At 64.6% G+C, this 23,107-nt stretch carries 22 protein-coding genes; 5 read left to right on the plus strand and 17 right to left on the minus strand.

Annotated elements, in window-relative coordinates; genetic code table 11:
- Positions 1-9: 9 nt before the first annotated feature.
- From U8330_RS18480 to U8330_RS18505, 6 genes are all read right to left on the minus strand, one after another.
- Positions 10-1,296 carry an imelysin family protein gene (locus U8330_RS18480; protein WP_323106708.1) on the minus strand — a complete coding sequence of 429 codons (1,287 nt, stop codon included), beginning with the start codon at positions 1,294-1,296 and terminating at the stop codon, positions 10-12.
- Between the two features lie 172 nt (positions 1,297-1,468).
- Positions 1,469-2,758 carry an RsmB/NOP family class I SAM-dependent RNA methyltransferase gene (locus tag U8330_RS18485; RefSeq protein WP_323106709.1) on the minus strand — a complete coding sequence of 430 codons (1,290 nt, stop codon included), beginning with the start codon at positions 2,756-2,758 and terminating at the stop codon, positions 1,469-1,471.
- 124 nt (positions 2,759-2,882) lie between these two features.
- Positions 2,883-3,254 carry a septal ring lytic transglycosylase RlpA family protein gene (locus tag U8330_RS18490; RefSeq protein ID WP_416236880.1) on the minus strand — a complete coding sequence of 124 codons (372 nt, stop codon included), beginning with the start codon at positions 3,252-3,254 and terminating at the stop codon, positions 2,883-2,885.
- A gap of 333 nt (positions 3,255-3,587) precedes the next feature.
- Complete coding sequence (locus U8330_RS18495; protein ID WP_323106711.1) at positions 3,588-4,457, minus strand: SDR family oxidoreductase; 870 nt, start codon at positions 4,455-4,457, stop codon at positions 3,588-3,590.
- Positions 4,445-5,608, minus strand: a complete 1,164-nt coding sequence (gene queG, locus U8330_RS18500) for a tRNA epoxyqueuosine(34) reductase QueG (protein WP_323106712.1) — start codon at positions 5,606-5,608, stop codon at positions 4,445-4,447. The genes U8330_RS18495 and queG overlap by 13 nt, the downstream gene beginning before the upstream one ends.
- Positions 5,589-6,281, minus strand: coding sequence for a glutathione S-transferase family protein (locus tag U8330_RS18505; protein WP_323106713.1), 693 nt, complete (start codon positions 6,279-6,281; stop codon positions 5,589-5,591). The genes queG and U8330_RS18505 overlap by 20 nt, the downstream gene beginning before the upstream one ends.
- A 198-nt stretch (positions 6,282-6,479) precedes the next feature.
- On the opposite strand from U8330_RS18505, the gene U8330_RS18510 reads away from it, so the two are divergent.
- A complete protein-coding gene (locus U8330_RS18510; protein ID WP_323106714.1) occupies positions 6,480-7,286 on the plus strand; it encodes an undecaprenyl-diphosphate phosphatase in 807 nt (268 codons plus the stop codon).
- Positions 7,287-7,389: 103 nt separating this feature from the next.
- Here U8330_RS18510 and U8330_RS18515 read toward each other — a convergent pair whose 3' ends face one another.
- From U8330_RS18515 to U8330_RS18535, 5 genes are all read right to left on the minus strand, one after another.
- The gene (locus U8330_RS18515; protein ID WP_323106715.1) at positions 7,390-7,554 is read right to left on the minus strand and encodes a hypothetical protein; all 165 of its coding nucleotides are present in this window, start codon (positions 7,552-7,554) and stop codon (positions 7,390-7,392) included.
- Between the two features lie 240 nt (positions 7,555-7,794).
- Complete coding sequence (locus U8330_RS18520; RefSeq protein ID WP_323106716.1) at positions 7,795-8,775, minus strand: complex I NDUFA9 subunit family protein; 981 nt, start codon at positions 8,773-8,775, stop codon at positions 7,795-7,797.
- 144 nt (positions 8,776-8,919) lie between these two features.
- Complete coding sequence (locus U8330_RS18525; protein ID WP_323106717.1) at positions 8,920-9,207, minus strand: DUF1330 domain-containing protein; 288 nt, start codon at positions 9,205-9,207, stop codon at positions 8,920-8,922.
- 45 nt (positions 9,208-9,252) lie between these two features.
- Complete coding sequence (gene pyrF, locus U8330_RS18530; protein WP_323106718.1) at positions 9,253-9,966, minus strand: orotidine-5'-phosphate decarboxylase; 714 nt, start codon at positions 9,964-9,966, stop codon at positions 9,253-9,255.
- Positions 9,967-10,166: 200 nt separating this feature from the next.
- Entirely contained in the window at positions 10,167-10,511 is a 345-nt protein-coding gene (locus U8330_RS18535; RefSeq protein WP_323106719.1) for a hypothetical protein, read from the minus strand.
- Between the two features lie 141 nt (positions 10,512-10,652).
- Here U8330_RS18535 and U8330_RS18540 point away from each other — a divergent pair, with 141 nt between their 5' ends.
- Positions 10,653-11,312 (plus strand): peroxiredoxin, encoded by a 660-nt coding sequence (locus U8330_RS18540; RefSeq protein WP_323106720.1) that lies wholly within the window; start codon positions 10,653-10,655, stop codon positions 11,310-11,312.
- A 323-nt stretch (positions 11,313-11,635) separates the two neighbouring features.
- Here U8330_RS18540 and U8330_RS18545 read toward each other — a convergent pair whose 3' ends face one another.
- From U8330_RS18545 to U8330_RS18570, 6 genes are all read right to left on the minus strand, one after another.
- Positions 11,636-12,718: a sn-glycerol-3-phosphate ABC transporter ATP-binding protein UgpC gene (locus tag U8330_RS18545; protein ID WP_323106721.1), complete on the minus strand. Its 1,083-nt coding sequence runs from the start codon at positions 12,716-12,718 to the stop codon at positions 11,636-11,638.
- Between the two features lie 9 nt (positions 12,719-12,727).
- Positions 12,728-14,977, minus strand: a complete 2,250-nt coding sequence (locus U8330_RS18550) for a glycoside hydrolase family 2 protein (RefSeq protein WP_323106722.1) — start codon at positions 14,975-14,977, stop codon at positions 12,728-12,730.
- A gap of 10 nt (positions 14,978-14,987) precedes the next feature.
- Positions 14,988-15,800 carry a carbohydrate ABC transporter permease gene (locus tag U8330_RS18555; RefSeq protein ID WP_323106723.1) on the minus strand — a complete coding sequence of 271 codons (813 nt, stop codon included), beginning with the start codon at positions 15,798-15,800 and terminating at the stop codon, positions 14,988-14,990.
- The gene (locus U8330_RS18560) at positions 15,797-16,693 is read right to left on the minus strand and encodes a sugar ABC transporter permease (protein WP_323106724.1); all 897 of its coding nucleotides are present in this window, start codon (positions 16,691-16,693) and stop codon (positions 15,797-15,799) included. Before U8330_RS18560 ends, U8330_RS18555 begins: the two co-directional genes overlap by 4 nt.
- A 331-nt stretch (positions 16,694-17,024) precedes the next feature.
- Positions 17,025-18,293: a sugar ABC transporter substrate-binding protein gene (locus tag U8330_RS18565; protein WP_323106725.1), complete on the minus strand. Its 1,269-nt coding sequence runs from the start codon at positions 18,291-18,293 to the stop codon at positions 17,025-17,027.
- A gap of 114 nt (positions 18,294-18,407) precedes the next feature.
- Positions 18,408-19,460, minus strand: coding sequence for a LacI family DNA-binding transcriptional regulator (locus tag U8330_RS18570; protein ID WP_323106726.1), 1,053 nt, complete (start codon positions 19,458-19,460; stop codon positions 18,408-18,410).
- Positions 19,461-19,876: 416 nt separating this feature from the next.
- On the opposite strand from U8330_RS18570, the gene U8330_RS18575 reads away from it, so the two are divergent.
- The 3 genes from U8330_RS18575 to U8330_RS18585 all read left to right on the plus strand — a co-directional run bounded on the left by U8330_RS18575 (position 19,877) and on the right by U8330_RS18585 (position 23,097).
- On the plus strand, positions 19,877-20,983 hold the full coding sequence (locus U8330_RS18575; RefSeq protein WP_416236881.1) for a BMP family ABC transporter substrate-binding protein: 1,107 nt from the start codon (positions 19,877-19,879) through the stop codon (positions 20,981-20,983).
- A gap of 84 nt (positions 20,984-21,067) precedes the next feature.
- Complete coding sequence (locus U8330_RS18580) at positions 21,068-22,183, plus strand: ABC transporter permease (protein ID WP_323106728.1); 1,116 nt, start codon at positions 21,068-21,070, stop codon at positions 22,181-22,183.
- Positions 22,180-23,097: an ABC transporter permease gene (locus tag U8330_RS18585; protein ID WP_323106729.1), complete on the plus strand. Its 918-nt coding sequence runs from the start codon at positions 22,180-22,182 to the stop codon at positions 23,095-23,097. Before U8330_RS18580 ends, U8330_RS18585 begins: the two co-directional genes overlap by 4 nt.
- Positions 23,098-23,107 lie beyond the last annotated feature (10 nt).

A 23,107-nucleotide genomic window follows, 5' to 3' on the forward strand; every position in this document is an offset into this window, starting at 1 on the left:
GCCAGGTGCTTATTGGAAGACGGCGTTCGGATTGTCGAGACTGTCGGACCCTTCCAGTTCGATCTGGCCGAGATCGAGTGCGGCTATCACCCGCTCGACGGTCTTCGACTGCGCGATCAACCCGTCGATCGCCTTCTGTACGGCGGCATTGCCCTCGGCATTGCCTTCCGCAATCATCTGGTCATAGGCCTCGATCGTGCGGCCGCGCTCGGCCATGGCCTGCATGGCGGCCACGGTTGCGGCAAGCTTGTCCGTCATCTCCTTGTCGAGCGCCGGATCCTTGGCCGCCACCAGAGCCGAGAGCGACGGGCCCGTCATCGTGGTGCCATCGACGCGGGTGTAGGTGCCCGTATAGGCCGACTGGATGCCGATCGCGTCATGCAGATGCGAATTGTAGGTGTTGTCGGAGAAGCAATCCTGCTCCTCTTCCGGATCATGCAGCAGAAGGCCGAGCTTCATGCGCTCGCCGGCGAGCTCGCCATAGGAAAGCGAACCCATGCCCGTCAGGATCGCGCCGATGCCGGCCTTGGGATCGGCCTCCACCGCCTTGCTCGCCGCGCCCTCCGGCGCCCAGGCCTCGACCATGGTCTTCAGGTCGGAGACCAGGAGATCGGTTGCGGCTTTAAGATAGGCGGCGCGCCGGTCGCAATGGCCGTTGGTGCAGGCCTTCGTGTCGTAGTCGGTGTAGGGCCTGTTGCCGGCACCGGGTCCGGTGCCGTTCAGGTCCTGCCCCCAGAGCAGGAATTCGATGGCGTGATAGCCGGTCGCCACATTGGCCTCGATTCCGCCGGCCTCCTGAAGCGTGCTGGCCAGGAATTCCGGCGTGATCCTGCTTGCGTCGACGGTCTTGCCGTCGATGGAGAGCGTCGGATTGGCAATGACATTGGCGGTGAACAGCGCATTGTCGTCGCTCTCCGTGCCATAGCTTGGATCGACATAGTCGATCAGGCCTTCATCGAGCGGCCAGGCATTCACCTTGCCTTCCCACTCGTCGACGATCGGATTGCCGAAGCGGTAGACTTCGCTCTCCTGATAGGGGTTGCGAGCAGCAAGCCAGGCCTCGCGCGCCGCCTTCAGCGTCGCTTCGCTCGGGCTGGCGATCAGCGCATCCACCGCCTTGTCCAGCGTTTCCGCCGTCGTCAGCGCGTCGGAGAACTTGGCATGGGCGAGGGCTGCGTAGTGCTGGAGAACGGCCGGCGCATCGACCGGTGTTGCTTTCGTGACGGCATGGGCCGAAAGGGCCGAGGTGCCGAGCGTCAACGCCAGAACGGCGGCGCGAAGAAGCGATTTGGACAAGATCCACTCCTCAGTCCAGTGTCGAAACGATCTGATCGGGAGCGCGGCTGCCAGACAGGCGCAGCGCCGAACCCGCGCTGCCTTCATGGCCGAAAATTAAACCAGTGTCAAAGAGTATAGTTTAAATGCTCACAAAGCGCACAGGGCCCGCCGGATGGGCACGCCCTGCCGCTCACGCCTGGCGCTGAAGGCTGGCGAAAAAGAAGCCATCCGTGCCGGTGCGCGCCGGGCTCAGAGTGAGCGTGGTGCCATCCTCGCTCCAGGGCGTGCGCGGCTGCGTACCGAACAGCGTGGTCCACCGCTGCATGGCGCTCGTCGCCGCAAACTGCGGATGGTCGGACAGGAAACGCGCGACCTGCCGGTCGTTCTCCTCCGGCAGGACGGAGCAGGTGACATAGATGAGGCGGCCGCCGGGGCGGACAAAGCGGGCAGCGGCAGCAAGCGCCTCCTGCTGCTGGCTCTGGCGCTCCTCGATATTGCGCGGCGTCAGGCGCCATTTCGTATCGGGACGGCGCCGCCAGGTGCCGGTGCCGGTGCATGGCGCATCGACCAGTACCGCATCGCAGCGGCCCTCGAGAGGCTGCAGCCCTGCGACCCGGTCATGGACCTGGACATTGCGGGTACCCGCCCGCTTGAGCCGCTCGATGATCGGCGCCAGGCGCTTGCGGTCGGCGTCGAAGGCGTGGACCTGGCCCTTGTTGTCGAGCGCCGCCGCAATGGCCAAGGTCTTTCCGCCGCCGCCGGCGCAATAATCGAGCACCTGTTCGCCCGGCGCCGGCAGAACGAGATCCGCCACGATCTGCGAGCCCTCGTCCTGCACCTCGAACCAGCCCTTCTGGAAGGAGAGTTCGGCGGTGACATTGGGAAGGCGGGATAGACCTTCGCTCGGCGGCACGCGCAGCCCATGGCGCGCGATCGCGGTGTCGACCACGCCGGCTTCGGCGAGAGCCTTGGCGACCTTCGGCCGATCGGCTTTCAGCGTGTTGACGCGCAGGTCGAGCGCCGGCCGCCCGGCGAGCGCCTGCGCCTCCGCCAGCCATTCGCTGCCGAAGGCGGCTTGGAAGGAGGGAACGGTCCATTCGGGAATATCGGCCTGCACATGCAGCGGCGCATCCGAAAGGCTGCGGCTCGAATAGGCGGCAAGCGCCGTCTCGGACAGGGGAGCGGGCGCGAAGCGGTCACCCTCCAGCGCCTCGGCCAGACTGTCCGGCGTCAGCCCCCATTGGCGCAGCATCACGGCATGTCCCAGCGCCGCAGGGCTGTCATCGTCCATCAGATAGGCGTGGGACAGCTTCATCCGCAGCGCATCATAGACGATATTGCCGATCGCCGCCCGGTCGCCCGAGCCGGCAAAGCGGTGGGAGAGGCCCCAGTCCTTCAGCGCATCGGCCACGGGCCGACGGCGCGCCTCGATATCGGCGAGGACCTCGATCGCTCCGGAGAGCCTTCCACCCAGTCGCATGTTCAAACTCCGTTTCGCGCCCTGTAGCGGCCAGCGGCGGCAAGAGCAAGCGGGAGCGCAGGGTGGAGAAAAAGCGGGGCCGCCGGGAACAATCCCTCCGGCGGCTCATTCTTCCGCTGTCTGATCAGCCGATCACGCGGTAGCAGACGCTGGCCGTGCCCGAAGAGATCATGCCGATGTTGGATGCGGCCGCCTTGGAAAGATCGAGCACACGGCCCCGGATAAACGGTCCGCGATCGTTGATGCGGACGACGACGGACTTGCCGTTGCGCTTGTTGGTCACCTGGACCTTGGTGCCGAAGGCGAGGCTCCGATGCGCGGCCGTGAGATAGGATGCATTCATCCGTTCGCCGGATGCCGTCCGTGAAGTGAGTGCGTACCACGACGCACCGCCGCACCCCGGACCCTTTGCCATGGCCGCCACCGGCGACGTGAAGGTTGCCCCCAAGGCAACACATGCCGCCAGAGCGGCAGCCCCCAAAGTCTTGCTCGTCAAAAAGTCAGTCCCTTGCTGGTCAATCGGTGGACCGGCTTGTCGGGACGAAAAATGGCAGAAACGTGCTTCAACCGTTAAGGTCTGGTTAGGGAATACTTGCCGAAGATGAAGTTTTAAGAGTCTTAAAAAATTTAATCTATCGGCCACCCTGCGTAAAAATCAGTGGAATCAGCGACTCCATTGCACAAGACTCCATAATGAGAAAACCATTGGCCTCCTGTGGATAAAATGAGATTGAATTTTTAAGAGCGCCCTATTTCCAGCGTCCGCCAGTGGCTGCGCGCGCTGATATCTCGCAGAGGTTGCATCGAGAGAGGGAAACTGTCTGCGTTTTCAGCCCCAGTTTCCCGCTTCCCAGAGGGCGGCGAGCGACTGGCGATAGGTGGGATAGGCGAAGGTGTAGCCCGCTGCTTTGAGCTTGGCATTGGAGACGCGCTTGTTCTCGCCGTAGAAGGAGCGCGCCATGGGGCTGAGCTCTGCGGTCTCGAAGGGGATTTCCGGCGGCGGGTCGATGCCCATCAGCCGCGCGGCTTCGGCAACCACATCCTGCGGCGGGGCCGGCTCGTCATCCGTGACGTTGTAGATACCGGCGAGGCCGTGCTCGATCAGGAACTGCGTGGCGCCGGCAATATCCTCCACGCGGATCCGGTTGAACACTTGGCCCGGCTTGACCAGCCGGCGCGCCGTGCCTTCCGCCAGGTTGCGCAGGCCGTTGCGCCCCGGCCCGTAAATGCCGGAGAGACGAAGCACTGCCACCGGCACGCCCGTCGCTTTCCCGAAGGAGAGCCACTGCTCCTCCGCCTCCACGCGCTCTTGCGAGCGCTCGGACACCGGGTGGAGCGGTGTTTCCTCATCCACCCAGGCCCCGCCATGGTCGCCATAGACGCCGACGGTGGAGAGATAGCCGGCCCAGGCAAGCTCGGGCATCAATTCGGCCAGCGCCGGCTGCCCAGGGCGCATCAGCGGGTCGCCGGCCTTGCCGGGCGCGATCGACTGGATGAGATGTGTGGTGCGGGCCATGGCCGCCATCAGGGCGGGCGACACCGTCTCGCCGTCGAAGATCAGCGGCGTGATGCCCTGCAGGCTCAGCCGCGCCGCCTTTTCCTCGCTGCGTGTCGTGCCGGTCACCGTTTGCGCCAGCGGCCGCAGGGTCTTGGCAATGGCGGCGCCGGAAAAGCCGGCACCGAGGATCAGGACATGCATGTAGCGGCTCCCGCGCGGTTCCATTCGTCGAGTACCTCCTGCGCACATTCGCCGCCGCGATCAAGCCGCGCGAAGTCTTCCGCCGAAAGAAGGCGGGAGAGCGCCCAGACCGCCATGGCCCGCACCTCCGGCGCCGGATCGGTGAGCAAAGCCAGGCAGGGGGATACCAGCGACGCGCTGCCCGAATTGCCGGCCGCAATCAGGCAGTTGCGCACGAACCGGTTGCGGCCGATCCGCTTGACCGGCGAGCCGGAGAACAGCGCTCGAAAGGCAGCGTCGTCCAGCGTCAGCAGATGGTCGAGCGCGGGTGCGCGCAGATCGTCGCGCGCCTTCAGCTTCATTTCGCGCGCTTCCGCGGCAAACTTGTTCCAGGGGCAGGCGGCCAGGCAATCGTCGCAGCCATAGATGCGGTTGCCGATCGCCGGCCGCAGTGCCGGATCGATCGGGCCCTTGTGCTCGATGGTGAGGTAGGAGATGCAGCGGCGCGCATCGAGCTGGTAGGGGGCCGGGAAGGCGTCCGTCGGACAGGCGGCCAGGCAGGCGCGGCAGGAGCCGCAATGATCGCGCTCGGCTGCGTCCGGCTCCAGCGCGGCCGTGGTGAAGAGGCTGCCGAGGAAGAGCCAGGACCCGAATTCGCGGCTCACGAGGTTGGTATGCTTGCCCTGCCAGCCGAGCCCGGCCTGCTCGGCCAGCGGCTTTTCCATGACCGGTGCCGTATCGACGAAAACCTTCACATCCTCGCCAGCGCGGGCGGCAAATCGGGTCGCCATCTCCTTGAGCCGGCCCTTGATCAGATCATGATAGTCGCGGTTCTGGGCATAGACGGAGATCGCGCCCCTGTCCTTCTCAGCCAGGATAGCGCGGGGATCATGATCAGGGCCGTAGTTCATGCCGACCATGACGATGGAGCGCACCTCGCTCCAGAGCGCGCGCGGCGAGCCGCGGCGCTCGGCCGTTTCCGCCAGCCAGCCCATGCTGCCGTGAAAGCCGGCGTCAAGGAAGGCGGCGAGACGATCGGGCGCCTGCGGGATCATGTCCGGCGTGGTGATGCGACAGAGGTCGAAGCCCTTGTCGGCGGCCTCGGCCTTGACGAAGCGGGTGAGACTCGCGCTGCGGCGGGCCTCCGCCGTCTCAGAAGTCGAGATCCGCATAATGCGACACCGGGGTCAGCCCCCGCACGCGCTCTGCGAGCAGCGGGCGGAAGGAGGGGCGGGATTTCAGCCGCTGATACCAATCCTTGGCGACAGGCGCCTCCGACCAATCGATCTCGCCCATATAGTCGAGCACCGAGAGCGCGGCGGCGGCGGCAAGATCGGCATAGGACAGCCGATCCCCGGCAAGATAGGTGCGCGAACCGGCAAGCCAGGAGAGATATTTCAGATGCTGGCGGATATTGGCGCGCGACAGGCGCAGCACCTTGGAATCCGGTGCGCCGCCGCCCTCCGCCGGGGTCATCTGCAGTTTGAAGATCCGCTCGCGCACCAGAGGCCGCGTCACGTCCGATTCCATCTTTTGCAGGAACCACTCGGTCAACCGGCGAATTTCGGCGCGTTGGAACGGGTCTTCCGCCAGAAGCCGACGCTCGCGCTTCAAGACGCCGTTGGTCTCGTCGAGATATTCGGAAATGACCGTCGCGCCGCACAGCGCCCGCATGCTGTCATCCAGATAGACCGGCAGCGTTCCGGCCGGATTGAGCGCCAGGAAGTCGCGACGCCGCTCCCAGGGCTGCTCCTCCGCCAGATCCGTCTGATAGCCATATTCCGAGAGGATGAGCCGCACGAAGCGCGAGGCGGTGGACATGGGATGATGATAAAGCGTGGGCATCGATGAGGTCTGGCTCGATCGTCGGAGGATAGCGGTCATATAGGGCAGCCGGACCGCTCTGGCCAAGGCAGGGTGAAGACGGCTATGAGAATGCTGCGCTGCACGCTAATAGAGGCGCTCGCCTGCACACACAAGCGATCCACACCATCGCCCCAACGCCGAACCCTATCCGTCTTTGATTAAGGGATACTTTACCAGATGCCCGATCAATCGATCATCAGTGCGCTCATTCTCGGCCTCATCGAGGGCCTGACGGAGTTCATCCCGGTTTCCTCCACCGCCCACGTGCTCCTGGCAGGGCATTTCCTCGGCTTCAAGTCGCCCGGCAATACTTTTGCCGTGCTGATCCAGCTGGGTGCCATTCTTGCCATCCTGCTCGTCTATTTCCAGCGCCTGCTGAAGATCGCGCTCGGCATTCCGAACGATCCGGCCGCGCGGCGTTTCGTGCTGTCGATCCTTCTCGCCTTCCTGCCGGCCGCCGTCATCGGCGCGATCGCGCATGATTTCATCAAGACGGTGCTGTTCGAAACGCCGGCGCTGATCTGCATCGTGCTCATCATCGGCGGCGTCATCCTGCTTGCCGTCGACCGCATGCCGCTCAAGCCCCGCTACAAGGATGTGATGGAGTACCCGCCGTCGCTGGCCCTGAAGATCGGCTTCTTCCAGTGCCTGGCGATGATCCCCGGCACTTCGCGCTCCGGCGCCACCATCGTCGGCGCACTGCTGATGGGCACGGACAAGCGGTCCGCTGCGGAGTTCTCGTTCTTCCTCGCCATGCCGACCATGGTCGGCGCTTTCGTGCTGGATCTCTACAAGAACCGCGACATCCTGGATTTCAACGATCTTTCGATCATCGCCGTCGGCTTCATCGCCGCCTTTGTCTCGGCGCTGTTCGTGGTCCGCTCGCTGCTGGCTTTCGTTTCCAGCCGCGGTTTCACACCCTTCGCCATCTGGCGCATCGTCGTCGGCGTTGCCGGCCTCATCGGCCTGATGATCGTCGGCTGACCGGACAAAAACAAACCGCATGCGCCGGTTCCCCGGATCGCATGCGGTTCGCCTGGCCCCCGCCATAAGGAATGCGCGCCGCGCGACCGCGGAGCGAAAGGGATCAGTTGCGGGAGATCTGGCCGATCGAGGCCGTGGTGCAGGGATCGACGCCATAGGCCGGCGCGCAATTGTCGTGGCTCATGGCCACCGTCTTCGGTGCGGCGAACGAACCCGCAACCACCACCAATGCCGCGCACGCAAAAAAGATTGCGATCGACTTGCCCATGAAAACTCTGCCTTTCGAGATGACGAGACGGCGTCCTTGCCCCTGTTCGGTGGCCAAGCGGCGCGGCCCTCGTCTAAGTCGAGGGACCGGAGCGATCAATAGCGCGACATGTTGAATGGCTGGTAAAGGGCACGAGCAATTTTGCACTGCGGCAGAACTGCAACTGTGTGACCCGCCGGGCACAAAAGCGCCGCCGGATCGGTCCGGCGGCGCAAGACGGGACGACTGGGACTGGTGTTCTCAGGCGGCCTTGCCGGACCGCGTATACTGCCCCTGCGGACGGTAGCGCACCAGGTAGGAGGGCAGAATCGCCTCCACCAGCGTCGGCTCGATGCCGAAGGCCTTGAAGGTACGGCCTTCCTGCTCGGCGCTCTTGGAGACGACATTGTCCTGCTTGAGCAGCGTCACCTGGTCGGGGGTGAGCGGCGGATCGATGAAGGGGATCAGCGAGGCGACGCTGCCGATCATCGACGCGATGCCGAAGGGCAGAGAAACGAAGCCGCGCTTGCGGTCGATGGCCGAGAGCATCCGCTCCAGACAGTCGCGGAAGGTCAGCACCTCCGGCCCGCCGAGCTCGTAGATCCGGCCCTTCTCGACCTTGCCCTCGATGGCAAGCGCCACGGCTTCGGCGACATCGGCCACATAGACCGGCTGGAAGGCGGTCTTGCCGCCGCCGATCAGCGGCAGGGCGGGCGCGAAGCGCGACATGTCAGCGAACTTGTTGAAGAAGCCGTCTTCCGGGCCGAAAACGATCGAGGGGCGCAGGATGACGGCATCCGGCTTGATCTCGAGAATGGCTTTTTCGGCCCGGCCCTTGGTGCGGGCATAGGCAGCCTCGCCCTTCTCGTCGGCGCCAATGGCCGAAATATGGGTCAGCGAGGCGCCGGCCGCGCGCGCCGCTTCCGCCACGGCCTTGGCGCCGAACTCCTGCACCGAGTCGAAGGTGTTGCGGCCGGCCTCGAAGAGGATACCGACGCAATTGACCACGTGGTCGGCATCCCGGACCGCCGCATCGATCGAGCCGCGGTGGCGCAGGTTCGCCTGGGCGAAGGAGATCTGCCCGACATTGCCGAGCGGCTGCAGGAAGCCGGCGAGGTCCGGGCGGCGCACGGCGACGCGAATGCGGAAGCCGCGGCGGGCGAGTGCACGCACCACATGCCGACCGACAAAGCCGGAGCCGCCGAACACGGTGACGAGCGGGGGGAGATTGGCAAGGATCATGGGGAAGCGCTCCGCGAAATGGGCCTGATCGTGTCCGCTACATAGCTCAAGCGAGCGCAGCCGGAAAGCCTTGTCGCACCGCGCGGCACCACATGTCCGCGCCGGCCGATCCGAGCGAACGGCCGGTTGCGGCGGGGCCTGTGGCTAGACGCCCTCGACCACCACCATCTCCGCATCCGCCACCTCCTGCCGGATGGCGGCCGCGCGTTGATACTCCGGCGAATTGTAGCAATCGACCGCCGCCTGTATTGAGGGAAACTCGATGACGACATTGCGGCCGCGGGCTTCACCTTCCAGCGGCTGGAACGGTCCGCCGCGGGCCAGGAACTTGGCGCCGTAGCGCTCGAAGGCAGGCTTGGCCGCCGCGACATAATCCTTGTAACGCTCGGCATCCCGCACGTCGACGCGCGCGATCCAATATCCCTTTGCCATGCTGATCATCCTCCTGATGCGACGGTGCTTCTCTGACGGAACAGGCTATTGATTGGCCGGCCAGGCGGCACGGCGCATGTCTTCGAGGATGGCGCGGGTTGCAGCACGCGGATCCTCGGCCTTGACGATCGGCCGGCCGACGACGAGGTGGCTCGCCCCCGCGACGATCGCGTCATAAGGGGTGACCACGCGCTTCTGATCGCCATGATCCGCGCCGACGGGGCGGATGCCGGGGGTGACGACCGCCATGTCGGGGCCGACTGTGGCGCGCACCGCCTGCGCTTCGGCGGCCGAACAGACGATGCCGCCCATGCCGGCGGCGCGGGCCTGGGCGGCACGGGAAAGAACCAGCGCCTCCGGCGCATCGCGGTAGCCGGCCTCGGCGAGGTCCGCCGCATCCATGGAGGTCAGGACGGTGACCCCGAGCAGGCAGAGTTCGGAGCCCTGTGCCGCCGCCACGGCTGCGGCCATCGCCTTCGGATAGGCATGCAGGGTCAGCATGAAGACCCCCATCCGCGCGATCTGCTCGACGCCCTTGGCAACCGTGTTGTCGATATCGAGAAGCTTCATGTCGAGAAAGACGCGTTTGCCTTCGGCCGTCAGCTGCCGCGCCAGTTCGAGACCGCCGACGAAGGCGAGCTGGTAGCCGATCTTGTAGACCCGCCCCTCTTCCCCGACCGCATCGACGATGGCGCGCGCCTCCTCCACGCTCGGCACATCGAGCCCGATGATCAAGCGATCTTCCGCACTGTCCTTCATGGCGCCCTCTCTCGTTCCGTCTCCGTCCCCTCGCATGCGAAGGACGGAGCCGCAACTCAAAAAGCAGCCTCGGCCTCAGGGTGTCGCTGCCCCATTCCAGCTCGGATAGCTGCCGTAAACGACGACGGCGACGATCACGATGGCCGCGGCCAGGAGCACGAGATACCGCATCTGCATGGAAACCCTCCTTGAAAGCGCCGCTAACCAGCGCTCTTGCCGCCAGGTTCCTCGGCATCCTCCAGCGCCTCGAACCAGGCCGCATAGGGCGTGGTCCTCGCCATTTTCCGATTGTAGTCGGGCGCTCCATCCTCCCACCAGACAGGGCCGCGCTCCCCAAGCCCGTGCTTGGCCTCATCGACCGCCCGGCGCGCCTCAGCCAACCGCTCGGGATTGCCCTTTGCCGCGCGGACCGCCTGCCGGGCGCGCATCAGCGCCGAGACCAGACGCGCCCGCTCCGTCTCCGGCAGCTTCGGGTTGCTCAGCCGCCAAAGCCGTCCGCGCACGACGAAATAGCGTCCGTCCGGCGTATGCGGATGCTCGGCCATGCGGGTCCTTCTCCTCTTTTCCACGCGAGCGGGAACGAGAGGAACGCCGCAGCGGTTCCGACCTCACAAAAGGGAACGCTATTGCTTGATCGACCCCAGCGATGATGCGAGGTTTCCGCCAAACCACGGAAAGGACGAACCATGAGCCTGCGGATCAACGATATCGCGCCCGATTTTCACGCCGAAACCAGCCAGGGCCCGATCGACTTTCACGACTGGATCGGCGACGGCTGGGCGGTTCTCTTCTCGCATCCGAAGAACTTCACGCCGGTCTGCACCACCGAACTCGGCACCATGGCAGGGCTCGAAGGCGAATTCCGCAAGCGCGGCGTCAAGATCATCGGCATTTCGGTCGATCCGGTCGAAAGCCACGAGCGGTGGAAGAGTGACATCCGCACCGCCACCGGCTTCGACGTGGAGTACCCGCTGATCGGCGACAAGGATCTCAACGTCGCCAAGCTCTATGACATGCTGCCGGCCGGTTCCGGCGACAGCTCGGAAGGCCGCACGCCGGCCGACAATGCGACCGTACGCTCGGTCTTCGTCATCGGCCCGGACAAGAAGATCAAGCTGATCCTCACCTATCCGATGACCACGGGCCGCAACTTCGACGAGATCCTGCGGGCGATCGACTCGATCCAGCTCACCAGCAAGCACCAGGTGGCGACCCCTGCCAATTGGAAGCAGGGCGACGACGTGATCATCACCGCCGCCGTCTCCAACGAGGACGCCATCGCCCGCTTCGGCAGCTACGACACGGTCCTTCCCTACCTGCGCAAGACCCGCCAGCCGGGGGCGTGATTGGAGCCTTGGCGGGCTGGAGGTAGAGTACCTTTCGGCCTGACGGGCTTAGGGCCACGTGCCTTTCTGCCCTTTCGGTCTGGAGCGGCAAGCCCCTCTGGCCCTGCAGATCAAAGGCGGCAAGACCCCCTCTGGCCTGCCGGCCATCTCCCCCACACGGGGGGAGAGATCGTGAGGAGACCGCCCGCCAAGCCGTTCGCCCTCCTCAGCGATCTCTGTTGGTTCCATCCCGTGGGGAACGCGCCGCTGGGTCTCTCCCCCCTCGTGGGGGAGATGGGCGGCAGCCCAGAGGGGGTCTTCCATCCGTCCGGCCCCACCCTCTCCTACCGAATCCGCACCCCATCTTCCGCAAACAACAGCGCCCGCGCCGGATCGAACCCCGCCCGCAACACCTCGCCGGCCTTCAAGCTGCGGCCGTTGCGGGTGGTGACGATGATGGCCTCGCCGGAGGCGGAGCGGCCATAGGCGAAGGTTTCGCCACCCAGGTGCTCGAACATGTCGATGGTGATCGGCAGGCTTTCGGCCTGGTCGTCGCTAAAATGCTCCGGCCGGATGCCGAGCTTCACCGGCGTGCCGGCGGAGGGCACCGCGCTGCGGATCGGCACCGCCACCTCCTTGTCGGCGAAACCGTCGAGCCGGACGAGCGCGCGCGCGCCATCGGCCCCGGTCACGCGGCCGGAGAAGACGTTCATCTTCGGCGAGCCGATGAAGCCGGCGACGAAGAGGTTGGCCGGATCGTCGTAAAGATCGAGCGGCGCACCCACCTGCTCCACCCGGCCGGCCCGGAGCACGACGATCTTGTCGGCGAGCGTCATCGCCTCCACCTGGTCGTGCGTCACATAGATGATCGTCGCCTTCAGCTCCTTGTGCAGCCGCGCGATCTCGACGCGCATATGCACGCGCAGTTCGGCATCGAGGTTCGACAGCGGCTCGTCGAACAGGAAGACATCCGGCTCGCGCACGATCGCCCGGCCGATCGCCACCCGCTGGCGCTGGCCGCCGGAGAGCGCCTTCGGCTTGCGGTCCATCAGCGCGCCGAGTTCGAGGATCCTGGCGGCCGCATCGACCCGGCGCGCGATCTCCGCCTTGTCCATGCCGGCAAAGCGCAGCGCGAAGCCCATGTTTTCCCTGACCGTCATATGCGGGTAGAGCGCATAGGACTGGAAGACCATGGCGATGCCGCGCTTGGACGGATCGACATCGTTCATCACCTGTCCGCCGATCGTCAGCGTGCCGGCGGAAATATCCTCCAGACCGGCGATCATGCGCAAGAGCGTCGATTTTCCACAGCCGGAGGGGCCGACGAAAACGACGAATTCTCCCGATTTCAGGTCGAGATCGACGCCCTTGATGACGTCGAGGGCCCCGAAACTTTTGCGGATGGCGGAAAGCGTGACGTCGGCCATGGTGCTCCCTCAGGCGCTGACGGTGAAGGTGACGGTCTGATCGGCAAAGGCGGCGCAGGCGGCGTGAAGCGTAAGGGTGCCGGCCTCATCGCCCGCCTCCAGCCAGAAGCCCGTGACCCCGCCCTTGAAGCTCTGCAGCGACGGTCCGATGATCCGCCCTGGCCCTTCCAGCGTGAACTGCACCGGTTCCTCGAAGAAGGGCAGGATGTTGCCGCACTGGTCGAGCGCGCGCACGATGACCCGCACCGCGTCCTTCTCGCCGGCCTTCAAGGCCGTGTCGTCCGGAGCGATTGCAAGCGTCGTCGGCACCGGATCGGCCGGCAGGGTGATGGTCTTGACCGGCTTGCCGTCGACGAAGCCGGTGATGACCCCCTCGCGCCAGATGCGCCCCCAAGTGCCGAATTCCGATGGGGTGACGGTGCGCAGATCCAGAACCACCGGCGGATGCGGGAGATGCGGATAGGTGTCGCGATCGGGCTCGACGCGCTTAGCGTCGAAATCGCCGAACTTGATCTCCACGTAGTCGCAATTGGTCAGAAGAATCAGCGGCAGAACGCCGCCGATATTGCGCTCGCCGCGCGCCCAGTAGGTGACGGGCTGCAGCACGACGTTCTTGTCCGGCTCGCCCTGCGAGGCATAGGCATAGGCCGCGAATTTCGGCTCGCGGAAGGTATCGAGCACGCCGTGATAGCAGACACGGTCGCCCGAGCCGAAATCCTTGTGGGTGTTGTAGTCGAACATGCACCAGCCGGTGGAGCCTGAGATGTCTTCGCGGCCGGCGACGGCATCGAGGATCAGCAGATGCCGGGTCACATGCTCGGCCTGGCGCTGCTCCTGGTCGAAGCGCTTGGTCGGATACATGTGGCCGTTATATTCGGTGATCATATAGGGGATCGGCCGGGTGATCCCCGTCGTTTCCACCCGGTCGCGCAGCACGATGCGGCCGCGATTGTTGCCCGGCATCTCCTCCTGTCCGAGAATGAAGTCGTTCATCGTATAGACGTCTTCGAGCAGCTCGGAATTGGTGATGAAGCGCACGCCGCCGGTCTGGCGGGTCGGATCGAGCGCCCGCGCCACGCGGTTGGTCTCGGCGTAGAAGTCGTGATCGTCCTGGCTTTCATTGATGCGCACGCCCCAGATGATGATCGAGGGATGGTTCCAGTCGCGCTCGATCATACGGCGAACGTTTTCGACCGATTCCTTCTTCCAGGCCTCGCCGCCAATATGCTGCCAGCCGGGGATTTCCTCGAAGACGAGGAGGCCGATCTCGTCGCAGCGGTCGATGAAGCTTTTCGCCTGCGGGTAATGCGAGGTGCGCACCAGATTGCAGGCAAGGTCGAATTTGAGGATCTCGGCATCCTTCTCCTGCGCCCGCCGGCCCATGGCATAGCCGGAATAGGGCCAGGCCTGGTGGCGGTTCAGCCCGCGCAGCTTGAGCGGACGGCCGTTCAGCAGGAAGCCGGTCGGCGTGAACGCCGCCGTGCGGAAGCCGAAGCGGCTGGACAGGGTGTCTTCGGCCTCCGGCCCATCGAGCGTCACCGTCAGAGTGTAGAGCACGGGATTGTCAATGTCCCAGAGGGAGAGGCCATGTAGACCGGAAAGCGTCAGCAGCGTGGATGCGCCTTCCACCGGTGCGCTGACCTGCGCCACCGGCGCACCCTCGGCATCGGTGATCTGCGCGGTGAGCGTGCCGGCAAGCGGCTTTGCCTGCGGATTGGCGAGATCGACGCGCACGGTCACGGTCTTCTCGTCTGCCAGCGCTTCCGGCGTTTCGATCTTCAACCTGGCGATGGAAACCGGGCTGGTGACCTTCAGCCAGACATCGCGATAGATGCCGGCATAGCACAGATAGTCGATCATGCCGCCGAAAGGCGGGATTTCCGGGTTTTCCGACCCGTCGATCTTCACCGTCAGCAGATTGTCGCCCGGCTGAAGATGCTCGGTCAGCCGCGCCTCGAAGGGCGTATAGCCGTCCTTGTGCGCCGTAACCGGCGCACCGTTCAGGAACACCTCGCTGTCGGCCATGGCGCCGTCGAACACCAGCGAAACTTCTTTCCCGGCGAAGGCCTCGTCCCAGGCGATCCCCTTCTGATAGGTGAAGGCCTTCTGGTAGCGTGTCTCGTCGAAATAGTTATAGGGCAGCTCCACCGCCGTGTGCGGCAGGCGCACGGTCTCCCCCTGGATCGGTGCTCCGGATCGGGCCCGGTCGAAGCCCTCCGCAAAGGTCCAGCTGGCGTTGAAGCGGTCATAGATGCGCATTGTCGACGTCCTATTTCACGGAACCCAGCATGCCCGCCACGAACTGGCGCTGCATGAGGAAGAAAACGAAGAGGGTGGGAAGAGTGGCGAGGATGACGCCGATCATGACGACGCCGAAATCCGGGTAATAGGCGGAGGCGAGCGAGGAGACGACGAGGGTGATCGTCTTCGTCTCGTTCGATTGCAGCACGATCAGCGGCCAGAGATAGTTGTTCCAGCTCGTCATGAAGACGATGACGAAGGCCGCCGCGTAGGTGGAGCGCATCACCGGCACATAGATGTAGAGGAAGATCTGCCATTCCTTCAGTCCGTCCACCTTGGCGGCGTCGCGCAGCTCGGTCGGGAAGGCCTTGGTCGCCTGGCGGAAGTAGAAGATGATGAAGGCGGAGGCGATCGAGGGCAGCAGGATCGCCACATGGGTGTTGATTAGCCCGGCCCGCCCCATCATCATGAAGAGCGGGATCATCAGTGCCGCAAAGGGCACCATCAGGGTGAGAAGCACCAGCGAATAGATCCGGTCGCGCATCTTCGAGCGGAACATCTCGAAGCCATAGCCGGCGAGCGAGGAGACGACGATGGTCAGCGCCGTCGTCAGCACCGCCACCTTGGCCGAGTTCCAGAAGACGAGCGGCACATCCACCTGCGCGAAGAAGTTCGCGATATTGGTGGACAGCGCGCCGCCGAAACTGACCTTGCCCTTGATGATGTCGATCGAGGAATTGGTGGCCGAGATCAGCATCCAGAGAAAAGGGAAGATCGACACGAAGGCGGCGATGGACAGCGCGATGTAGGTCAAGGCGCGCGACGGGCTGAGGCGGGTCATGCGCGGTCCCTCGCGGCATAGAACTGCAGGAAGGACAGCACCGCCACCATGACGACGATGACGTAGGACACCGTCGCCGCATAGCCGAAGCTCGGCATGTAGCGGAAGGTCAGGTTGTAGATATAGAGCGAAAGGGTGATCGTCGCATCCGCCGGGCCGCCCTTGCCCTCGGTCAGGTTGTAGACCTCGTCGAACAGCTGGATCGTGCCGATGGTGGAAATGATGGTGGTGAACAGGATGACGGGCTTGAGCATCGGCACCGTCAAATGCGTGAAACGCGCCCAGGCCGGCACGCCGTCGATGCGGGCGGCCTCGTAGATCGAGCGATCGATGTTCTGCAGCGCCGCCAGGTAGAAGATCATGTTGTAGCCGGTCCAGCGCCAGGTGATGGCGATGATGACGAGCACCTTCGCCCAGAAGGGTTCGGTCAGCCAGCCGATCGGAGAGGCGACGAGACCGACCGCCATCAGCGCCTGGTTGATGACGCCGTCGACGGAGAACATGCTCTTGAACAGCACCGAATAGGCGACCAGCGAGGCGACGCAGGGCAGGAAGATCGCCGTGCGGAAGAAGCCGGAAAACTTCAGCCGCTCCGTATTGAGCAGCGAGGCGAGCATCAGCGCCAGCACGATCATGATCGGCACCTGCACGACGAAGAAGATCGTCGTGTTGGTAAGCGCCTTGAGAAAGACCGGATCGTTCGACAGGCGGACGACATTTCCGAAGCCCGCAAACTTCAGCATCATCCCCTTGCCGGAGAAGAAGGACAGATAGAGCGAGCGGAAGATCGGATAGACGAGGAAGGTGGCGATCAGGATCAGCGCGGGAGCGATGAACAGCCAGCCATTCACATCATAATAGCGCTTGAGGCCCTGGGGCTTTGCGGTGGCCATGAGACGAGTTCCGGCGTTGGATCATGAAGGTGTCGAGGCCCGGGGGGAAGACCCCCTCTGGCCTGCCGGCTATCTCCCCCACAAGGGGGGAGAGGCCATAAGGCGCGCGCCTGCCCAAAAGCGTTGAAGGGAGACACGTCCTTTCCTCGCAGGATGACGCCTGCTGAGGATCGGTTGTGGTTCTAGCCTGCGGCAAGAGCGAGCGGGTTCAGCGCGGTCTCTCCCCCCCTTGTGGGGGAGATGGCCGGCAGGCCGGAGGGGACTTTTCCGCCTCCGTCGAAAGGCAGAGGAGGTCTTTTTCTCTTTCCTGCCGGCGCGCCTTGAGAACCGCCTACTGGATCTGCCCTTCCGCCTGGGACTGAACCTCCTTCAGCACCTCATCCACCTTGCCGCCCTGAGCGAGCGAGGGGAGATGGGCGGTGACGGCGGTGTCGACCTCGTTGGTGAAGACGCCGTAATTGACCGGCGGCACCTTGGAGAGCCAATCGGAGAAGTTCTGCCAGACCTTTTCGCCGCCGAAGAAACTGTCGGCCTGCATGTAGGCGTCGCCGGTGCGGGCGGCGAGCAGCGAGCCGACGGCGCCGCGCTCGGTGAGGATCTTCTGGTAGAAGCTCACATCCTTGGCATAGACCTCGTTGAGGAAGTCGATCGCCTCGTCCTTCTCCGCCGAGCTTTCCAGCACGTACCAGCTGGAGCCGCCGAGGTTGGAGGCCTGGCTCGCGCCGTCGATGCCGAGGCTCGGGATCGGCGCCACGCCCCATTTGCCGGCCTGGTCGGCCTGCGCCTTGACCGTGCCGGTAATCCAGACGCCCGTGACCATGGAGGCGACGTCGCCCGAGGTGAAGGTGCTGACCCAGTCGGTCCAGCCGGAGGCGGTCTTGACCACGCCACCCTGCAGCATCTTCTGCTGCACCTCGAGCGCGGCCTTCAGCGCCGTGTTCTTCTCGATGTTGAGGCCGCCCTCGCTGTCGAAATACCACTGGCCGCCGGACTGCATGAGAATGCGGGTAAAGCCGGCATCGGTCACGTCGAGGCCGATCATCTTCTTGCCGGTCTTAGCCTCGACCTGCTTGCCGATCTCGATGAACTTGTCCCAGGTGAGGGCCTGCATGTCCTCCGGCTTGTAGCCCGCCTGCTCCAGATAGTCGCGGCGGTAGAACAGGCCGGTGACGCCGGTGTCGAAGGGCATGCCATAGGTCTTGCCCTCGACCGTCATCAGATTGACCTTGTAGGGCGCAAAGCCGGAATAATCGACCTTGCCGGTCATGTCGGCGAAGGCTCCGGGGAAGGACTGCAGATATTTCTGCGCGCCGTAATCCTCGATCAGAACGATATCGGGCAGCGCGTCGGTGGTGCCGGACGACAGTGCGGTCTGCAGCTTCTGCTCCACATCCGCTTTGGCGAAATCGACGATATTAAAGGTCGTGTCTGGATGCGTGGCGGTGTAGCGCGCGCCTGCTTCCTTCATGATGGCGACGTTGAAGTTCGGGTCCCAGCACCAGACGGTGATTTCGCCGGCGAAAGCGGCAGAGGCCGAAAGCAGACTGGCCCCGGCCAGCATCGCAGCGGCAAGCCGGCGCGTAAGCGTCGAACGATCCATGTTTTCCTCCCTTGATGACGACAGCTCCACCTGTCTGTCCGCAACTATCGGGGAGAAATGCGAAACGCGCAACAGAAAATTTAGTAAATATTTATTGCAGCTGCGAAGGCGGCCTCACTCCGGCTTCCGGCAGCTTTCCCGCCAGATGATTTCGGTCGGGATCGAGACGTGCTTGGCATAGCTGCGGCCCTGCAGCCGCTCGACCAGCAGATCGACGGCGGCTTCGCCGATGTGCTCCCCATGGATGCGGACGGTGGAGAGCGGCGGATTGAGAAACTGCGCCACCGGGATGTCGTTGAAGGAGACGACCGCGATATCCTCCGGAACCGAAAGGCCGGCCTCGCGTATGGCGCGGTAGGTGCCGATCGCCACATTGTCGTTGGCCGTCAGGATGATATCCGGCCTGATGTCGCGCGCCAAAGCCTCGCGGGCGAGGCTGTATCCGGTCTCCAGCCGCAGGTTCTGGCCGGAATTGCAGCCATCGCCCAGCACCAGAAGCGCCGGATCGAAGGTCCCGCGTTCCTTCTGCCAGCTCATGTAAGCGCGGCAGCGGCGCTCGGCGAAGGGCATGGTTTCGCCGTTTAGATGCTCGTGACTGCCGATGAAGGCGATGCGCTGGTATCCAAGCGCAGCCAGCTGATCGAGAAGCCGCTGCGTCGCGGCATGGAGGTCGCTGTGCGCGCAGTCGAGATGGTCTTCTGGCGGCACAAAATCCGCGAAGACGAGGTGTCGGGACTGCGCCTCCAGCCAGGCGATCTCCCGGTCGGACTGCTTGCCGATGGCAATCACGCCGGAGACGGCCTCGAGCACGGCCGGGTCCGGTGGGGCGTCCGCATGGAAGACCTTGACGATATCGGCCTTGAGCTCCCGGCAGCGATTTTCGATCCCCAGCCGGACACCGACATAATAGGGGTCGGCCACTTCGTCCGACAAGGGCAGGAAATGCACGATGGCAAGGCGCAGCGAAGCCAGCGTCTGCGGCAGGATCGGCCCGGCCTGTCCGCGTGCCCGGGCGCGGGGTGTTGCATAATTCAACGCCTCTGCCGTTTCGATGATCGCTTGCCGTTTGGCCGCCGAAATGGACAGTGCCGGATCATAGTTCAGCACCCTCGAAACGGTCGCGGAGGAGACACCGACGGCTTTGGCAATTTCCTTGATCGTGACCATGGCTGCTGTTTCAATGTCTTGCCGCGACGGGGATGAGGCGCGGGTAGAAGAGAGAGATCAGTAAATTTTTACTTCGGTTTTGCAATCTTTATGACGGAGCAGCGGCAGAAAGCCAAGCCAAACCGGCCCGTTCAGGTGAAAACCGAGCCAGAATGTAAGCTTAAACCGACCAACTTCGCTATTGTATGCAGAACGCGTCTTTATGATTAATTATTAGGCATCACCTGCATATCGGCGTCGTTTTCGGCAGCGGCAAAGTCTCGATGCGGCTGACCCGAATATGAGATCTTTCGAAATTGAACAGTCCGGCAATGCCTTAGTCACCGCACGGTCCGCCGCGAAAAACTGGCATATAATTTGCGACAACACCTTCGAAGAGCCGGCGCATGGGGCGCGGCTTGTCGGAGGTCTGTTCCATGCCTGCCTTTGAAATCTCCCGCCGCTCGCTGCTGAAATCCGGTGCTGCGGGCCTTGCGGCCGCCACCCTGCCCCTCTCTTTCGCCCGCGCGCAGTCCGCCGTCACCGTCGGCATCGTCTATGTCGGGCCGCGTGACGATTTCGGCTGGAATCAGGCCCATGCGGTGGCGGTCGAGGCGCTGAAGCAGGTTTCGGGTGTTACGGTCATCGAGGAGGAAAACGTTCCGGAAACCGACGCGGTGTCGAAGTCGATGGAGTCGATGATCAATATCGACGGAGCCAACCTGATCCTCGCCACCTCCTTCGGCTACTACAAGCCCTTCGTGCTCGATGCCGCCAGGAAATATCCGGACACCCAGTTCCGCCATGCCGCGCCGCTCTGGAGCAAGGACAGCGACCCGGCCAATGCCGGCTCCTACTTCCCCTATCTGAACCAGGCCCACTATGTGGATGGCGTGGCTGCCGGGCTCTCCGCCCCCTCCGGCAAGATCGGCTTCGTTGCCGCCAAGCCCATCCCCTCGGTCCTCTCCAACATCAATTCCGTCCTGCTCGGCGCCCGCAGCGTCAATCCCAATGCGACCGTGCGGGTGATCTTTACCGGCGAGTGGTCGCTGCCCGTGCGCGAGGCGGAAGCCACCAATGCCCTGGTCGATGCCGGCTGCGAGGTGATCACCTGCCATGTGGACAGCCCCAAGGTGGTGATCGAGACCGCCGAAGGCCGCGGCGTGAAGACCTGCGGCCACAATGCCTCCCAAGCCCCGCTCGCGCCCAAGGGCTTCATCACCGGCGCGGAATACAAGTGGGAAACGATCTACAAGTCCTATGCCGCCGATATCGCCGCGGGCAGGACCCTGCCGAACTTCCTGGTCGGCGGCTTCGACAAGGACATGCTGCAGAACACCGCCTATGGCGCCGGCGCGACGCCGGAGGCGATCAAGGCGGCGGATGCGGCCCGCGCCGCGCTGGTCAAGGGCGAACCGATCTACAAGGGCACGCTGAAGGACAATACCGGCAAGGTCGTGGTCGACAAGACCTATGACAATTACGACCCCTATCTCGACGGCATGAACTGGCTTCTGGACGGCGTGCAGGGCTCGATCACCTGACCGGCTTGCCGCTTCACGCCACGCCGGGGCGCCCGTCCGCCCTGGCGACTTCTCTCCCTTGTTCAGCACCGACCGGAGACGCGCATGACCGCCACGCTTGACACCGCCGCCCTGGCGCGCGCCGCGCGCGGACCATCGATCGGCACCTTGAAACTGGCCGAGGCGATCCTGATTCCGATCGGCGCGATCCTCGTCTCCGCCCTGCTCTTCGCCGTCTTCCTGCTGCTGCTCGGCAAATCGCCGCTGACCTTCTATGCGCTGATCTGGACCGGCGGCTTCGGCTCGGTCTTCTCCTCTCAGAACACGCTGCAGCGCGCCGCACCGCTGATCCTCACCGGCCTCGCCTTCGCCATCCCCGCCCGCATCGGCCTGACGATGATCGGCGCGGAAGGGGCGCTGGTGCTCGGCGGCTTCGCGGCCGCCGCGGTGGCGATCCCGCTGGTCAGCGCCGCCGTGCCGCCGGTGCTCACCCTGCCGCTCATGGCCTTGGCCGCCATGGCAGCCGGCGGCTTCTGGCTGGGCTTGACCGGCTGGTTGCGGCACTATCGGGGTGTCAACGAGACCATCTCCTCGCTGCTCCTCTCCTATATCGCCATCGCCATTATGAACTTCTTCGTCGAAGGCGCGCTGCGCGACCCGGCTTCGGCCAACAAGCCCTCGACCATGCCGATCGGCGAGGCCTACAAGGTCGGCCCCATCCCGGGCACCGATGTGCACTGGGGCCTTGCCGCCGGCATCATCTTGGCGGTCGGTCTGCATGTGCTGATGACGCGGACCACCTATGGCTTTGCCGCCCGCATGACCGGCGGCAATCCCCGCGCCGCGCAGGCCCAGGGCCTGCCGGTCGGCTTCCTGCTCGTCTCGGCCTGCGTGATTGCCGGCGCCTGCGCCGGTCTTGCCGGGTTCTACGAGGTGGCGGCCATCCATGGGCAGGCCAATGCCTCGCTCGTCGCCGGTTATGGCTTCACCGGCATCCTCGTCGCCTTCCTCGCCAGGCAGACGCCGATCGCCATCATCCCCGTCGCCATCCTGTTCGGTGCGCTGGCCGCAGCCGGCGGCATCATCCAGCGGCGCATGGGCCTGCCGGATGCCACCGTGCTCGTGCTGCAGGGGCTGATCTTCGTCGTGCTCCTGACCAGCGAGACCATGTATGGCCGGATCGGCTTCCTTCAGCCCCGCAGCCTGGAGACCCGCACATGAACGATCTGCTCGTCACCGCCCTCATCGCCATGCTCGGCGGCGCGATCCGCGTCTCGACCCCCTTCATGTTCGTGGCGCTCGGCGAATGCCTCACCGAGAAGTCGGGCCGGGTCAATCTGGGGCTTGAGGGGTCGCTGGTGCTCGGCGCCATGGTCGCCTATGCGGGCTCCTACCTCACCGGCAGCCCCTGGCTCGGCGTCATCGGTGCTGGCCTGGCCGGCATGGTGCTCGGCGCCATTCATGGCTTTCTCTGCCGCCTGCCGCGCGTCAACGACATGGCGGTCGGCATCGCCATCATGAGCTTTGGCACCGGGCTCGCCTTCTTCTTCGGCAAGCCCTTCATCCAGCCAAGTGCGCCCAGGCTCGATGCCATCCCGCTCGGCGGCTGGACTGGCGATCCGCGCCTTGCCCAGGCGCTGGAAATCAACCCGCTGTTCTTCGTGGGCCTGGCGCTCGGCATCTTCCTCTGGTGGGCACTGAACAACACCCGCTTTGGCCTGATCGTGCGGATGACCGGCGACAGCGCCGCCTCCGCCAAGGCGATGGGCGTCTCGGTCGATCTCGTCCGCTTCCTCGCCACCGCCACCGGCGGCTTCATGGCCGGCATCGGCGGCGCCTTCCTCTCGCTCTATTATCCCGGCTCCTGGAACCAGGGGCTTTCCTCCGGCCAAGGCCTGATGGCCGTGGCGCTGGTCATCTTCGCGCGCTGGAAGCCGCTGCGCTGCCTGGCGGCCGCCCTGCTGTTCGGCGCGGCCGGCGCGCTCGGGCCGGCGCTGCAGTCGATCGGCATTTCCCAGGGCTACTACTTCTTCAACGCCGCCCCCTACATCCTCACCCTCTTCATCATGATCGCCTCCGCCCAGTCGAAATCCGCCGCGCGCGAAGTGCCCGGCGAATTGTCGATCAACCGTTGACGACGCGCCG

This window comes from Rhizobium sp. CC-YZS058 (assembly GCF_034720595.1).
Classification (GTDB): Bacteria; Pseudomonadota; Alphaproteobacteria; order Rhizobiales; family Rhizobiaceae; genus Ferranicluibacter.

What these genes read in the sequence shown, in the direction of transcription:
- U8330_RS18485 (WP_323106709.1), bottom strand. Translation starts at nt 2,758, where the DNA reads ATGCGACTGGGTGGAAGGCTCTCCGGAGCGATCGAGGTCCTCGCCGAT.
- U8330_RS18495 (WP_323106711.1), bottom strand. Translation starts at nt 4,457, where the DNA reads ATGCATGTCCTGATCCTCGGTGCCGGCTTTTCCGGCGCCGCCATTGCC.
- queG (WP_323106712.1), bottom strand. Translation starts at nt 5,608, where the DNA reads ATGCGGATCTCGACTTCTGAGACGGCGGAGGCCCGCCGCAGCGCGAGT.
- U8330_RS18505 (WP_323106713.1), bottom strand. Translation starts at nt 6,281, where the DNA reads ATGCCCACGCTTTATCATCATCCCATGTCCACCGCCTCGCGCTTCGTG.
- U8330_RS18510 (WP_323106714.1), top strand. Translation starts at nt 6,480, where the DNA reads ATGCCCGATCAATCGATCATCAGTGCGCTCATTCTCGGCCTCATCGAG.
- U8330_RS18515 (WP_323106715.1), bottom strand. Translation starts at nt 7,554, where the DNA reads ATGGGCAAGTCGATCGCAATCTTTTTTGCGTGCGCGGCATTGGTGGTG.
- U8330_RS18520 (WP_323106716.1), bottom strand. Translation starts at nt 8,775, where the DNA reads ATGATCCTTGCCAATCTCCCCCCGCTCGTCACCGTGTTCGGCGGCTCC.
- U8330_RS18525 (WP_323106717.1), bottom strand. Translation starts at nt 9,207, where the DNA reads ATGGCAAAGGGATATTGGATCGCGCGCGTCGACGTGCGGGATGCCGAG.
- pyrF (WP_323106718.1), bottom strand. Translation starts at nt 9,966, where the DNA reads ATGAAGGACAGTGCGGAAGATCGCTTGATCATCGGGCTCGATGTGCCG.
- U8330_RS18535 (WP_323106719.1), bottom strand. Translation starts at nt 10,511, where the DNA reads ATGGCCGAGCATCCGCATACGCCGGACGGACGCTATTTCGTCGTGCGC.
- U8330_RS18540 (WP_323106720.1), top strand. Translation starts at nt 10,653, where the DNA reads ATGAGCCTGCGGATCAACGATATCGCGCCCGATTTTCACGCCGAAACC.
- U8330_RS18545 (WP_323106721.1), bottom strand. Translation starts at nt 12,718, where the DNA reads ATGGCCGACGTCACGCTTTCCGCCATCCGCAAAAGTTTCGGGGCCCTC.
- U8330_RS18550 (WP_323106722.1), bottom strand. Translation starts at nt 14,977, where the DNA reads ATGCGCATCTATGACCGCTTCAACGCCAGCTGGACCTTTGCGGAGGGC.
- U8330_RS18555 (WP_323106723.1), bottom strand. Translation starts at nt 15,800, where the DNA reads ATGACCCGCCTCAGCCCGTCGCGCGCCTTGACCTACATCGCGCTGTCC.
- U8330_RS18560 (WP_323106724.1), bottom strand. Translation starts at nt 16,693, where the DNA reads ATGGCCACCGCAAAGCCCCAGGGCCTCAAGCGCTATTATGATGTGAAT.
- U8330_RS18565 (WP_323106725.1), bottom strand. Translation starts at nt 18,293, where the DNA reads ATGGATCGTTCGACGCTTACGCGCCGGCTTGCCGCTGCGATGCTGGCC.
- U8330_RS18570 (WP_323106726.1), bottom strand. Translation starts at nt 19,460, where the DNA reads ATGGTCACGATCAAGGAAATTGCCAAAGCCGTCGGTGTCTCCTCCGCG.
- U8330_RS18575 (WP_416236881.1), top strand. Translation starts at nt 19,877, where the DNA reads ATGCCTGCCTTTGAAATCTCCCGCCGCTCGCTGCTGAAATCCGGTGCT.
- U8330_RS18580 (WP_323106728.1), top strand. Translation starts at nt 21,068, where the DNA reads ATGACCGCCACGCTTGACACCGCCGCCCTGGCGCGCGCCGCGCGCGGA.
- U8330_RS18585 (WP_323106729.1), top strand. Translation starts at nt 22,180, where the DNA reads ATGAACGATCTGCTCGTCACCGCCCTCATCGCCATGCTCGGCGGCGCG.